At 73.5% G+C, this 12692-nt stretch carries 11 protein-coding genes and 1 pseudogene; 8 read left to right on the top strand and 4 right to left on the bottom strand.

Annotation, left to right across the window (positions count from 1 at the left end):
* The 3 genes from ACFOY6_RS22625 to ACFOY6_RS22615 all read left to right on the top strand — a co-directional run.
* Positions 1-1877, top strand: a 1877-nt coding sequence (locus ACFOY6_RS22625; protein WP_379652303.1) for an L-glutamate gamma-semialdehyde dehydrogenase, incomplete at its 5' end; no start/stop codon positions are given.
* A 343-nt stretch (positions 1878-2220) separates the two neighbouring features.
* Positions 2221-3537 (top strand): outer membrane beta-barrel protein, encoded by a 1317-nt coding sequence (locus ACFOY6_RS22620; protein WP_109517122.1) that lies wholly within the window; start codon positions 2221-2223, stop codon positions 3535-3537.
* Positions 3538-3648: 111 nt separating this feature from the next.
* On the top strand, positions 3649-4245 hold the full coding sequence (locus ACFOY6_RS22615; protein WP_109517123.1) for a polysaccharide biosynthesis/export family protein: 597 nt from the start codon (positions 3649-3651) through the stop codon (positions 4243-4245).
* A gap of 94 nt (positions 4246-4339) precedes the next feature.
* Here ACFOY6_RS22615 and ACFOY6_RS22610 read toward each other — a convergent pair whose 3' ends face one another.
* The 4 genes from ACFOY6_RS22610 to ACFOY6_RS22595 form a co-directional block, all read right to left on the bottom strand.
* On the bottom strand, positions 4340-5095 hold the full coding sequence (locus ACFOY6_RS22610; protein WP_109517124.1) for a DUF1217 domain-containing protein: 756 nt from the start codon (positions 5093-5095) through the stop codon (positions 4340-4342).
* Positions 5096-5104: 9 nt separating this feature from the next.
* Complete coding sequence (locus ACFOY6_RS22605; RefSeq protein ID WP_109517125.1) at positions 5105-5542, bottom strand: flagellar biosynthesis repressor FlbT; 438 nt, start codon at positions 5540-5542, stop codon at positions 5105-5107.
* Complete coding sequence (locus ACFOY6_RS22600) at positions 5539-5910, bottom strand: flagellar biosynthesis regulator FlaF (RefSeq protein WP_379637062.1); 372 nt, start codon at positions 5908-5910, stop codon at positions 5539-5541. The genes ACFOY6_RS22605 and ACFOY6_RS22600 overlap by 4 nt, the downstream gene beginning before the upstream one ends.
* A 112-nt stretch (positions 5911-6022) precedes the next feature.
* Positions 6023-6919 (bottom strand): flagellin, encoded by an 897-nt coding sequence (locus ACFOY6_RS22595; protein ID WP_379637060.1) that lies wholly within the window; start codon positions 6917-6919, stop codon positions 6023-6025.
* 328 nt (positions 6920-7247) lie between these two features.
* Between ACFOY6_RS22595 and ACFOY6_RS22590 the strand changes: the two genes are divergently transcribed.
* From ACFOY6_RS22590 to fliI, 5 genes and pseudogenes are all read left to right on the top strand, one after another.
* Positions 7248-9860 (top strand): hybrid sensor histidine kinase/response regulator, encoded by a 2613-nt coding sequence (locus ACFOY6_RS22590; protein ID WP_379652302.1) that lies wholly within the window; start codon positions 7248-7250, stop codon positions 9858-9860.
* On the top strand, positions 9857-10327 hold the full coding sequence (locus ACFOY6_RS22585) for a chemotaxis protein CheW (RefSeq protein ID WP_109517129.1): 471 nt from the start codon (positions 9857-9859) through the stop codon (positions 10325-10327). The genes ACFOY6_RS22590 and ACFOY6_RS22585 overlap by 4 nt, the downstream gene beginning before the upstream one ends.
* On the top strand, positions 10324-11454 hold the full coding sequence (gene cheB / locus ACFOY6_RS22580; protein WP_379652301.1) for a chemotaxis-specific protein-glutamate methyltransferase CheB: 1131 nt from the start codon (positions 10324-10326) through the stop codon (positions 11452-11454). Before ACFOY6_RS22585 ends, cheB begins: the two co-directional genes overlap by 4 nt.
* A complete protein-coding gene (locus ACFOY6_RS22575) occupies positions 11451-12287 on the top strand; it encodes a CheR family methyltransferase (protein ID WP_379652300.1) in 837 nt (278 codons plus the stop codon). The genes cheB and ACFOY6_RS22575 overlap by 4 nt, the downstream gene beginning before the upstream one ends.
* Positions 12284-12692 (top strand): annotated as a pseudogene (fliI, locus tag ACFOY6_RS22570) (flagellum-specific ATP synthase FliI); the annotation flags it as partial. The gene ACFOY6_RS22575 and the pseudogene fliI, both read left to right, overlap by 4 nt.

Genomic DNA, 12692 nt, shown 5'->3' with positions numbered 1-12692 from the left:
GCAACCCCGCCGATGAGCGGGTCGTGGTGGGCCAGGTGGCCCAGGCCACGGCGGCCAACCACCAGGCCGCCCTGGCCCGCGCCGCCGAGGCCACGCCGGGCTGGGCGGCGCTGCCCGCCGCCCGCCGCGCCGACTGTCTGGACCGCGCCGCCGGGCTGATGGAAGCGCGCCTGCCAGCCCTCCTCGGCCCGCTCGTGCGGGAGGCGGGCAAGTCGCTGCCCAACGCCGTGGGCGAGGTGCGCGAGGCGGTGGACTTCCTCCGCTACTACGCCGCCCAGGCGCGGGACCTTGGCGCCGAGGCCCACCGGCCGCTCGGCCCCGTCGCCTGCATCTCGCCCTGGAACTTCCCGCTGGCCATCTTCACCGGACAGGTGGCGGCGGCGCTGGCGGCGGGCAATGCCGTGCTGGCCAAGCCGGCGGAGGAGGCGCCGCTGACCGCCAGCCTCGCCATTGGCCTGCTGCACGAGGCGGGCGTGCCGCCCGAGGCGACGCAACTCCTGCCAGGCGATGGCGCGGTGGGCGCCCGGCTGGTGGCCGACCCGCGCGTGCAGGGCGTGATGTTCACCGGCTCCACCGATGTGGCGCGGCTGATCCAGCGGCAACTCGCCGGGCGGCTCGGCGCCGATGGCCGGCCCGTCCCGCTGGTCGCGGAGACAGGCGGGCAGAACGCGATGGTGGTGGACAGCTCCGCCCTGGCCGAGCAGGTGGTGGCCGATGTGCTCGCCTCGGCCTTCGACAGCGCCGGGCAGCGCTGCTCCGCCCTGCGCCTGCTCTGCCTGCAGGAGGAGGCGGCGGACCGCATCCTGGCCATGCTGAAGGGCGCCATGGCCGAGCTCTCGGTCGGCAATCCGGACCGGCTTTCCACCGATGTCGGGCCCGTCATCAGCGAGGCGGCGCGCGCCGGCATCGTGGCGCATGTCGAGGCCATGCGCGGCAGGGGGCACGCCGTGCACGCACTGGCGCTGCCGGAGGACTGCGCGCGGGGCAGCTTCGTGGCGCCAACCCTGATCGAGATCGACCGGGTGGCGGCGCTGGAGCGGGAGGTGTTCGGCCCGGTGCTGCACGTGCTGCGCTTCCGCCGCGACGCGCTGGGGGACCTCCTGCGGGACCTGCGGGCCACCGGCTACGCGCTGACCTTCGGCGTGCATTCGCGCATCGACGCGACCATCCGGCGGCTGGCGGAGCAGGCCCCGGCCGGCAACATCTATGTCAACCGCAACCAGATCGGCGCGGTGGTGGGGGTGCAGCCCTTCGGCGGGCACGGGCTTTCCGGCACCGGCCCCAAGGCCGGCGGGCCGCTCTACCTGCGCCGGCTGCTCGCCGCCTGCCCGGCCGCGATGGGATTGCCCGAGGGCAGCCTGCCGGAGCCGGCGCGGCTCTGGCGCGAATGGCTGGGCGGTCGCGGCCTTCCGGTGCCCGACACGCCGGCGCCGCTGGCGCCGCCCCGCCTGCTGCCCGGCCCGGTGGGCGAGGAGAACCGCCACGGGCTGTACCCGCGCGGACCGGTGCTCTGCTGCGTCACGACCGAGGCCGGGCTGGCCCGGCTGGTCGATGCCGCGCTGGTGGCCGGCAACACCGTCCGCCTGCTGGCCCCCGCCACCTTGCAGCCCTCCCTGCCGGAGCCGCTGCGCGCCTGGATCACCCCTGCCGCCACGCCGGACCCCGCCGGCTGCGCCGCCGTGCTGCACGAGGGCGACGAGGCCGGGCGGCTGGCCCTGTGCCAGGCCGCCGCGGCCCTGGAAGGCCCGCTCGTCCCCGTGCTCGCCGCCGGGCCCGGCGGCAGCCTGCCGCTGGAGATGCTGGTGCTGGAGCGTTCCGTCAGCATCAACACCACCGCGGCCGGCGGCAATGCCAGCCTCATGACGCTGGCCTCATGACACCGGGCGACGGGCCGGGAAACGGCGGCGCGGAGTCGTGAAGCACGCGCTGCGGTGACGCAGCATGGCCACAGCGGGCCGGAAAAAGCCGCCGCCGCGGCGCCGGCCCGCTCATGGCCTTGCCAGCCCCCCGCTTCCGCGACAGGGTGGGCGTTGCCCCAGGGACGCAGCCTTCCGGAAAAGCGCAACTCCGCGCTATCCGCCGCTTAGAAGGCGAAGAGAAGGCTTGATCTGAGCCGATTCCGTGAAAAAATGTTGCGCCGTTTCCACAATGGAGCGGTGCCACGGCCGAATTGAAGTTGGGATCGCTCCGATGCCTCCAAAGAACACGTTCCGGACTGCCATGGGAGAGGTCGCAACGATCCGCGCCGCCGCGAAGGGCGGTGTGAGCCGGCGCCGCCGCCACGCCGCCCTGGGCCTGCTGTGCCTGCCCGGCCTGATGGCCCTTGCACCGCTGGAGGCCGCCGCCCAGACGGCGACGATCGGCCCGGAGGCCACGGCGCGCGGCGTCACCGTGATGACCCGCCAGCGCCCCGACTACGACCCGGCCGGCGTGCGCCTCAGCGGCTTCCGCATCGACAGCTCGCTCGAAGCCGGGCTGGGCTACGACGACAACCTCCAGCCCGGCCGCCAGGACGAGAAGGGGGACGCGTTCTTCACCGAGACGCTGAACGTCTCCGCCAACAGCTTCTGGACCCGCCACGCGCTGGGCCTGACCGCGTCGCAAACCTCCCGGCAGCATTTCCGCGAAAGCAGCCTGAACTGGAACGACTATACCGTGGGCGTCAACGGGCGCTACGACATCGGCCGTGCCTCCTCGGTCTTCGGACGCTACAACTACCAGCGCGCGCATCTCGACGTTGACAATTTCGACGTGCAGGAGGGCGGCTTCAGCCGCCCCGTTCCCTACGACCAGCACATCTTCGAGGTGGGCGGCGTCGCCGCCTTCAACCGCCTGTCGCTGAAGCCCTCGGCCGAGTACCGGATGATCCGCTACGAGGACCGTATCAGCGGCGAGCAGCGGGAGATCAACTCCAGCAACGACTACAGCTCGCTGCAGGGCGAGCTGGAGGCCGATTACAGCGTCGTCGAGGGCCGCCACCTGCTGGGCCTCGTGCGGGTGCAGGACATCGCCTACGAGCGCAGCGAGCAGCGCGGCCGCGACTCCTTCACCTGGGAGGCGCAGGCCGGCTTCCAGTACGATTTCACCGGCCTCTGGCAGGCCCGCTTCACCGCCGGCTACCGCGAGCGCAGCTACGACGACCCGACGCTGAAGAACCTCTCCGGCCCCGCCTTCGAGGGCCAGCTGATCATGGTTCCCTCGCAGCTGACGACGGTGACCTTCGCGCTGCAGCGGACCATCGAGGAATCCATCCGCGCCAGCAATGTCAGCTACACGCGCACCCTCGGCCGCGTCACGGTGGACCATGAGTTCCTGCGCAACGTCATCCTGACGGGCGAGCTGCGGGCGGAGCACCGCGACTACCCCGAGCGCGGCACCGTCACCGACGGCATCGCCCTGGTCGGCGCGCAGTACCTGATCAACCGCAACATGGCGCTGCTGGCCAGCTACCAGCACACCGAGCGGCTCGACGCGCCGGAAGGCGTGCGGGAATACGGTATCAACCAGTTCCAGGTGCGGCTGCGCTTCTCTTTGTAATGAATCTGGTACTCATCAACTATTGATCGAGCAGCGACCCATTTCTGCTTCGCTCAGGTTCGGTTCATCTGTAGAGCTTTGTCTCAGATTTCCAGATTCCGGGAGTGAGAAATGCCTCGTTCTGCTTTTTCGGTGAAAGGCTTCCGCGCAGGGCTGCGTGGCCTGGCCATGGGCGCCCTGCTCGCCCTGGCTGCCTGCGCGACGCCCGGCGCCGACCTCCCTCCCCTGCCGCAGACCGCCGCGGGCCCCTACAAGCTCGGCCCCGGCGATCAGCTTCGCGTCACCGTCTTCAATGACCCGCGCCTGACGGGCGAATTCCGCATCACCGACACGGGCACCATCGCCCTGCCGCTGGTCGGCGCCATCCCCGTCTCGGGCCGCACCACGGGCGAGGCCGAGACGGCGATCGTGCGCAGCCTGCGCAGCCGCAACCTGTTCAACGATCCGTCCGTCGCCGTCGAGATCCAGGAATACCGCCCGGTCTTCGTGCTGGGCATGGTGGAGCGCGGCGGCCAGACCCCGTACCAGCCGGGCATGACGGCACTCGCCGCCGTGGCCGTCTCGGGTGGCTTCAACTACCGCGCCGTGACCGATTACGTGGGCCTGACCCGCATCGGCGCGGACGGCCAGCCGCGCGAGTTCCGCGCCGAGCGGCAGACCCTGCTGCAGCCGGGCGATGTGGTGACGGTGTTCGAGCGCCGCTTCTGATCATCGGCGGGGGAGGTGCCGCACCTCCCCCGGATACAAAGACGGCCCCGCCGCGCGCAACGCGGCGGGGCCGTCTTTGTATCCGCAGCGTGGCTCAGACGCTCAGGCTGAAGCCGTTGCTGGAGGCGGTGACCAGATAGCGCTGGATCAGCTTCTCGCGCTTCTTGGGGTCCGCCAGCTGCTCCGTGTCGAAGCGGGCGGAAAGGCTGCGCGCCTGCGCCTCCACCGATTGCAGCGCCAGCTCGCTGGGCAGCCCCGCCACGGTGGTGGCGACGCGGCGCATCACCTTGTCGCCCAGCACGGTGTAGATGTCGGGCTTGGTGTCCGGCCGGGCCTGGATGACCAGCGCATCCGCCACCACCTGGCTGCGGTCGGAGATGGCGGTGAGCCGCTTGTACTCCACCAGCCCGTCGGCGATCACCGCGCGGAACTCCGGGTCCTTCAGCTTGGCGAGGCCATCCTTGGCGAAGCCGAGCTGCTCCGCCGCTCCGGCCCAGCGTGCATCCGGCAGTTGCCGGGCGAGCGAATCCTTCTGCGTGGGGTCGGAGGTCAGCGCCTTGATGGCCAGCCCGGCGTTCTCCACCTGGTCGGCGAGGCCGAGGCCCTGCATCAGCACGCGCCGCGCCTCCGGGTTGCGCAGCAGCTCCTCGGGCGATTTCGCCTTGTCGATCGCCTTGAACAGCGTCGCCAGGTCGCGCTTGACCATCGGGTCGGCGCGCAGCCGCTCCGTCTCCTTGTCGGCGTTCTTCAGCGACTGGTTGTAGAAGGCCACCGTCTCGCCCGGGGACATGGCCGTGCTCGTCTCCGCCGCGCCGCCGAACAGCGTCAGCAGGTAGGGGTTCACGGCCATGGCGGCGGCTCAGCCCGCCACGGCGGCGAGGCCGAGCACCGCGTCGTCATGCGCGAAGAGGGTGCGCACGCGGCGCATCGCCTCCCAGCAATCGCTCGCCTCCAGGTCCGCGATGGCCTCGGCCAGCAGGCGGCGCGCCGTGGCGGAGGTGGTGGCGTCGGAATACTCGCCCGCCAGCCGCCGCGCCTCGGCGATATAGTCGGCGCGCTCATGCTCCTCGGCGATGTAGGCGGCCTGGATGGCGAAATAGACGCGCCGCGCCGGGGTGCGCGCCTCCTCCGGCGCCATGATCTGCTTGCCGAACAGGAAGCGGGCGCGGTTGGAGAGCATGACGCTGGTGCGCGTCTTGAACTGCAGCGCGGCGCCGTTGACCAGCATGCGGTCGCCCGCGCGCAGGTCCAGCACCAGCCGGCCCTGGCCGGGAGTGGCCTCCTGCCGGCCGCTCATGCCACGGCCGCCACGGCCGGGCGGGCGCGCAGGCCGGCGGCGAAATCGTCGCAGATATCGGCCAGGAACACGAGATCGGTCTCCCCGCCTTCGATGTCGCGCAGCGCGGCGGCGGCGACCGAGGCAATCAGGCCACGCAGCTCGCGCGGCAATTCGCAGGATTCGTGCAGCACCAGCGTCTGGACCGCGGTGAACAGGCGGCGCGCATCGGCGCGGGCGCGCGTGAAGGCCAGGGGATCGCCGCTGGCGGCGGCCTCGCGCAGCCGGCCGGAGAGGATGGCGTAGACTTCCGCCTCCTGCTCGCGCAATGGCCGCGCGGCCTGCACGGCGCCATAGGCGCGCAGGGCCTGGGGATTTTGTGCGTACACGGTGCCAGCCTCTCGTTTTGACGGCTGGGGCCGGGCGGCCCCGTCTTGGCAGTGTGGCCGGGGGCCTTTTGGCCCCCGGCTGTTTCAGAGTCCTGTCAGCGCCGCGGCGCGATCAGCGGAACAGGCTCAGCAGGGAGGACGGTGCCTGGTTCGCCGTGCTCAGCGAGGTGGTGCCGAGCTGCTGGCGAATGGTCAGCGACTGCATGCGCGCGGATTCCTTGGCGAGGTCCGCGTCGATCAGCGCACCGAGGCCGGTCTCCAGAGCTTCCATCTTGCTCTTGTTGTAGGAGACCTGGTTGCTGATCGCCTTGCTGTCGTTACCGTACTGGTTCAGCGCGTCGTTCACCTTCTTCTCGACGAAGGCGAACTGGCCTGCCGCCGGCGTGGCGGAGCCGTTCAGCGCAGTCTTCCAGGCGGCGGCCTCGGCCGCCTCATCGGCCGCGCCGGTCGTGACGGTGGCCACGTCGGAGAGGTCGAAGGAGCCGGCAGTCTGGCCAGTCAGGTCGTAGGTCGCCAGCTTCTCGCTGCGCACCACCTTGAAGTCGGTACCGTCGGTCGCCGTCGCGACACCGTCCGCCGCAGCCGACGTGCCGAGCAGCGACGCGCCGTTGTAGCTGGAGTCGTTGACGAAGGCGCCGACCTGCTGGCGCAGCTGGGTGTACTGGCTCTCGTAGTTCGCACGCTCCTCGCCAACGATCTTGTCGTCGGCGAGCTTTGTCATCACCGACTTCACGTTGGAGAGGGTCTCGGAGATGCTCTTCAGGCCCGTCAGCGTGGTGTCGAGCAGGCCGGTCGCGCCGCCGAGCTGCTCGTTCGCGCTGGTCAGGCCCGCCACATCGCCGCGCACCTTCTGCGCCACGGCGAAAGCGGCACCGTCGTCCTTGGAGTCGGCGACGCGGTAGCCGGTGGAGATGCGCTTCTGGGTGACGTCCATCATGTCGTTGGTCTTGTTCAACGACTGCAGGGCCACCATCGCGCCGGCATTGGTGATGACCGAATTGAGGGCCATGGCTGAATTCCTGTTGTCCGACGCCGCCCAGTTTTCGGGCGGCGTGGCCAGCGCCCCTGCCTTTTGTGGAGCGGTCTGGCCGGATGGATGGTCGCCGCGCGGATCATCCGCCGCACCCTCCGTCTCCGCCCGGTCCTTGGGCGGCAGAGGAAGGCTGAGGTCGTTTTGCTAACCACATGTTGACGATCGCCGCGAAAGCAGGCGGCGCGTGGCGGAAATATTCCGGCCCGCCGCCCGCTTTCCCTACGGCCGGGACAGAAGAGGTTAACAGACTGCCGGCAGACACGCCCCTCGACCGACCTCCAGCGGCAGCAGACGGATCAAGGGCGTGGACGACCTCATCGCGGAGTTCCTCACCGAAACCAACGAGGCGCTGGCCGAGCTGGACACCGCCCTGGTGCAGCTGGAACGCGCGCCGGATGGCGAGACCCTGGCCCGCATCTTCCGGCTGGTGCACACCGTCAAGGGCACCTGCGGCTTCTTCGGCCTGTCCCGGCTGGAGGGGGTGGCGCACGCGGCCGAGAACCTGCTCGGCCTCTACCGCGATGGCGAGCGGGCGGTGACGCCGGAAGGCGTCAGCGCCGTGCTGGCCTCGATCGACGCCATCCGCACCATCATGGCGGGCCTGGCCGAGACCGGCGCCGAGCCGCCGGGCGACGACGCGGCGCTGCGCGCCCGGCTGGAGGCGCTGGCCGCGCCGGAGGCCGGGGCTGTGCCGCCCGGGCAGGAGGCGCTCACGGAGCCGCTCCTGGAGCCGCTCCTGGAGCCGGCCGCCGAATGCGAGGAGCCGGAGCTGCCCGGCCCCCTCCCCACCCCCGCCAATGACGGCGCGCCGAGGCCGCTCGCCGCCGCGCGCGCGGCGCCAGCCGCCGGCACGGGCGCCGGCACAGTCGCCGGCACGGGCGCCGAGGCGGCGTTGCCGGTGCAGGCCATCCGTGTCTCGCTGCCGGTGCTGGACGATCTGATGACGCTGGCCTCCGAGCTGGTGCTGGTGCGCAACCAGCTGCTGCAGGTTGCGCGCAGCCAGGGCGACAGCGCCTTCTCGGCGCCGCTGCAGCGCCTCTCCCGCATCACCTCCGAGCTGCAGGAGGGGGTGATGAAGACGCGCATGCAGCCCGTCTCCGCCGCCTGGTCGAAGCTGCCGCGGCTGGTGCGCGACCTCGGCCAGGAGCTGGGCAAGCGGATCGAGCTGGTGATGACCGGCGGCGAGACGGAGCTCGACCGCCAGGTGCTGGAGCTGATCCGCGACCCGCTGACCCACATGGTGCGCAACTGCGCCGACCATGGGCTGGAGGGGCCGGAGGAGCGCCGCCGCGCCGGCAAGCCGGAGGCGGGCCGCATCCTGCTCTCCGCCCGGCAGGAGGGCGGCCGCATCCTGATCCAGATCGCCGATGACGGGCGCGGGCTGGATCTCGACCGGGTGCGCCGCCGCGCGCTGGAGCGCGGCCTCGTCACCGAGGCGGCGCTGGCCGGCATGGACGATGCCGACGTGGCGCGCTTCGTCTTCCGCCCCGGCTTCTCCACCGCCGAGGCGGTCACCGCCGTCTCCGGCCGCGGCGTCGGCATGGATGTGGTGCGCACCAACATCGAGCGCATCGGCGGCAGCGTCGACCTGCGCAGCAGCGCCGGGCGCGGCACCACCCTGACCATCCGCATCCCGCTCACCCTGGCCATCATCTCCGGCCTCATCGTCCAGGCCGAGGCGGAGCGCTTCGCGGTGCCGCAGGCGGCGGTGGTGGAGCTGGTCCGCGTCGGGCCGGGCGGCGCCACGCTGGAGTGGGTGAACGTGGCGCCGGTGCTGCGGCTGCGCGGCCAGCTGCTGCCGCTGGTGCCGCTCGGCGCGCTGCTCGGCCTCGCCCCCGCCCTGGAGGCGGGCGCGGCGGTGGAGGGGTTCGTCGCCGTGCTGCAGGCCGATGCCGGGCGCTTCGGCCTGCTCGTCGATGGCGTGTTCGACACGGAGGAGATCGTGGTGAAGCCCGTCGCGCCGATCCTGCGCGACCTCGCCGCCTTCTCCGGCAACACCATCCTGGGCGATGGCGGCGTCATCATGATCCTCGACCCGGGCGGCGTGGCGCGGCTGGCCGGTCTCAGCCTCGGCCGCGCCGGGGAGGCCGAGGCCGAGGGCGCCGCCGAGAGCACGGACACGGCGCAGCTGCTGCTGTTCCGCGCCGGCGGCCAGCCCACCCCCCTCGCCGTGCCGCTCGGCCTGGTGGCGCGGCTCGAGGCGCTGCCGGCGGAGAGCCTCGAGCTCGTGGGCGAGGGCCCGGCGGTGCAGTATCGCGGGCGGCTGATGCCGCTGCTGCCGGTCGGCGCCTGGAGCCGGCCGCAGCCCGGCGCCACGCAGCAGATGCTGGTCTTCCAGGAGGGCGAGCGGATGCTGGGCCTGATGGTGGACGAGATCCTGGACGTGGTGCAGGAGCCGCTGGCGCTGCGCCCCTCCGGAGCGCGGCCGGGCTTCCTCGGCAGCGCCATCATCGCCGGGCGCGGCACGGATGTGCTGGACTGCGCCCATTGGCTGCGCCTGGGCGACCCCGCCTGGTTCGGCCATTCCGGCGGCCCGGTGCCGCGCCTGCTGGTGGTGGAGGATAGCGGCTTCTTCCGGCAGATCGTGGTGCCCGCCCTCAGCAGCGCCGGCTATGCCGTGACCGAGTGCGCCGATGCCGCCGCCGCCCTGGCGCTGCGCGAGAAGGGCGCGATGTTCGACGCCGTGCTGACCGATATCGAGATGCCCGGCATGGACGGCTTCGACCTGCTGGCCGAGATCCGCCGCGGCGGGCCCTGGGCGGCGCTGCCGGTGGTGGCGCTCACCAGCCGCACCGGCCCGCGCGACATGGCGCGCGGCCATGCCGCCGGCTTCAACGACTATGTCGCCAAGTTCGACCGCGACCGGGTGCTGGCCGCGCTCGGCCGCGCCATCTCCGGCCTGAGGAGCGCCGCATGAGCGCGCCGACCCCCTCCGCCGAGCCGCGCCTGCTGCTCGGCCTGACCCTGGCGGGGCGCTTCTGCGGCCTGCCCGTCCCCTGCGTGCGCGACGTGCTGCGCGGCGAGGCCATCACCCGCGTGCCGCTGGCGCCGCCCGGCGTGGCGGGCGTGCTGAACCTGCGCGGCCGCATCGTCACGGCGGTGGAGCTGCGCAGCCGGCTCGGCCTGCCGGCCGCCGAGCCGGGCGCCGCGCGCATGAGCATCGTCGTCGAGCATGAGGGCGAGCTGTACAGCCTGCTGGCCGATGCGGTGCGCGAGGTGCTGCCGGTGCCGCCCGAGGCGCGGGCGATGGCGCCGGAGACGCTGGGGGAGGCCTGGCGCGGCCATGTCGCCGCCATCCACCAGCTGGCGGAGGGGCTGCTGATCGAGCTGGACCCGGCCCGCCTGCTGGCCTTCGGGCGCGACGCGGAGGCCGGCCTCGCATGAGCGCCCCGCCCGGCGTGCTGGCCCCGCCGGATGCCACCCCGCCTGCCCCCCCCGCCCGGCTCCGCATCCTGGTCTGCGACGACAGCACCGTCATCCGCGCCGCCCTGGCGCGGATGCTGGAGGCCGAGCCGGGGCTGCACGTCGTCGCCCGCGCCCGCAACGGCGAGGAGGCGGTGGCCGCCGTGCGGCGCGGCGGCATCGACGTGGCGGTGACCGACATCGAGATGCCGGTGATGGACGGCCTCACCGCCCTGCCGCTGATGCTGGCGGCCGATCCGGGCCTGCGCGTCATCGTCGTCTCCACCCTGACGACGCGCGGCGGCGCGGCGGCGATGGAGGCGCTGCGGCGCGGCGCCGCCGACTGCCTGCCCAAGCCCGCCAGCGGCGAGGACGCCGCCTTCGCGCGGGAGCTGGTGGTGCGGGTGCCCGGCCAGGGCGGGCAGCGCCGCCGTCTGCCGGACCCTGCCGCCCCCACCCTTGCCGTGGCCGCGCGGCCGGCCCCGGCCGTCGCGGCATCCTTCCCGGCCGCGCCGCCGCGGCCGCCACGCAGCGGGCTGGCACCGGCGGTGATCGCCATCGGCGCCTCCACCGGCGGGCCGCAGGCGCTGGCCGAGGTGTTCCGCGCCTTCCGCCGCCCGCCCGCCCTGCCCATCCTGCTCACCCAGCACATGCCCGCCGCCTTCATCCCCATGCTGGCCGAGCATCTCGGCCGCATGGGCGCGGCGCGGGTGGAGGTGGCGCGGGAGGGCACGGTGCCGGAGCCGGGCTGCGCCTACCTGGCGCCGGGCGGGGTGCACCTGCTGGCCGCCGGCCGCCCCATGGCGCTGCACCTCTCGGACGCGCCGGAGGAGCATTTCTGCCGCCCCGCCGTGGACCCTATGCTGCGCAGCCTGGCCGCGCTGCTGGGGGAGCGCTGCGTCGCCGCCGTGCTCACCGGCATGGGGCATGATGGTGGCGCCGGCGCCGCCGCGGTGCGCGCCGCCGGCGGCCATGTGCTGGCGCAGGATGCCGCCAGCAGCGTCGTCTGGGGCATGCCGGGCGCGGTGGTGGAGCGCGGCGCGGCGCAGGAGGTGCTGCCGCTGCCAGCCCTGGCGCGCCGCCTGGCCGAGCTGGCGGGCGCCGCATGAGCGAGGCCTTCTCGAGCGGGGCGGCGCAGCGCATCGCCCACCGGGTGCGCGAGGTCTCCGGGCTGGTGCTGGGGCCGGGCCAGGGCTACCTGCTCTCCAGCCGCCTCGCGCCCCTGCTGGCGCGGCACCGCCTGGCCGGGCTGGAGGCGCTGGCGGCCTCGCTCGGCAGCCCCGGCGGCACCCTGCTGGCGCAGGAGGCGGCGGAGGCGCTGGCCACCAACGAGACCAGCTTCTTCCGCGATGGCGCGCCCTTCCGCCACCTGGCCGAGGCGGCGCTGCCGCGCCTGGCCGCCGCCCGCCCGCCGGGTGCCGCGCTGCGCATCTGGTCCGCCGCCTGCTCCACCGGGCAGGAAGCCTATTCGGTGGCCATGCTGGCGCGCGAGCTGCAGCCGGCGCTGGGCGGCCGGCCGGTCTCCATCCTCGGCACCGATATCTGCGGCGCCGTGCTGGAGCGCGCCCGGGCCGGCCTCTACACCGAGTTCGAGATGCAGCGCGGCCTCTCCCCCGAGCGCCGGGCGCGCTGGTTCACGCCGGAAGGCCAGGGCTGGCGCGCCGCCGCCACGCTGCGCGCCGACTGCCGCTTCGAGCGCGCCAACCTCGTCGGGCCGCTCGGCGTGAGCGGCACCTTCGACATCATCCTGCTGCGCAACCTGCTCATCTATCTCGACCAGCCGACCAAGGAGCGGGTGCTGGAGGCCTGCCAGCAGCGCCTGGCGCCGGACGGGGTGCTCTATCTCGGCGCGGCGGAGACGCTGCTCGGGCTGAACGCCCGGCTGGCGCCGCTCGAGGATTACCGCAGCGCCTACCGGCCCGCCGCTGGCGAGGCGGCATGAGCGCCGCCATGGCCGCCTCCCCCTTCCTCCGCCGGGCGGAGGCCGCCGCCGCCGCGCTGCGCGCCCTGCCGGCGGAGACGGTGCAGGGCCGCGTCGCCGCCGCCAGCGCCCTTTCGCTGGAGGTGACGGGGCTGCAGGGCTTCCTCGGCTGCGGCGCGCGGGTGGAGGTGGAAGGCGCCGCCGGCCCCGTCGCCGCCGAGATCGTCGCCCTTTCGGTGCAGGCGGCGCGCGCCATGCCCTTCGGCGCGCTGGAGGGGGTGCGGCTCGGTGCCCCGGTGCGTCTGCGCGGCACGGCCACGCTCTCGCCCGGTGCCGGCTGGCTGGGCCGGGTGGTGGACCCGCTCGGCCGGCCGATGGACGGGCGCGGCCCCCTGCCGCCCGGGCCGGCCGCCCTGCCGGTGCGCC

It is taken from the genome of Teichococcus aestuarii (genome assembly GCF_042651065.1).
Lineage (GTDB): Bacteria > Pseudomonadota > Alphaproteobacteria > Acetobacterales > Acetobacteraceae > Pseudoroseomonas > Pseudoroseomonas aestuarii.
The sequence above is the reverse complement of the archived record's forward strand: the minus strand, read 5'-3'. Positions and strand labels throughout refer to the sequence as shown.

What these genes read in the sequence shown, in the direction of transcription:
- ACFOY6_RS22620 (WP_109517122.1), top strand. Translation starts at nt 2,221, where the DNA reads ATGGGAGAGGTCGCAACGATCCGCGCCGCCGCGAAGGGCGGTGTGAGC.
- ACFOY6_RS22615 (WP_109517123.1), top strand. Translation starts at nt 3,649, where the DNA reads ATGCCTCGTTCTGCTTTTTCGGTGAAAGGCTTCCGCGCAGGGCTGCGT.
- ACFOY6_RS22610 (WP_109517124.1), bottom strand. Translation starts at nt 5,095, where the DNA reads ATGGCCGTGAACCCCTACCTGCTGACGCTGTTCGGCGGCGCGGCGGAG.
- ACFOY6_RS22605 (WP_109517125.1), bottom strand. Translation starts at nt 5,542, where the DNA reads ATGAGCGGCCGGCAGGAGGCCACTCCCGGCCAGGGCCGGCTGGTGCTG.
- ACFOY6_RS22595 (WP_379637060.1), bottom strand. Translation starts at nt 6,919, where the DNA reads ATGGCCCTCAATTCGGTCATCACCAATGCCGGCGCGATGGTGGCCCTG.
- ACFOY6_RS22585 (WP_109517129.1), top strand. Translation starts at nt 9,857, where the DNA reads ATGAGCGCGCCGACCCCCTCCGCCGAGCCGCGCCTGCTGCTCGGCCTG.
- cheB (WP_379652301.1), top strand. Translation starts at nt 10,324, where the DNA reads ATGAGCGCCCCGCCCGGCGTGCTGGCCCCGCCGGATGCCACCCCGCCT.
- ACFOY6_RS22575 (WP_379652300.1), top strand. Translation starts at nt 11,451, where the DNA reads ATGAGCGAGGCCTTCTCGAGCGGGGCGGCGCAGCGCATCGCCCACCGG.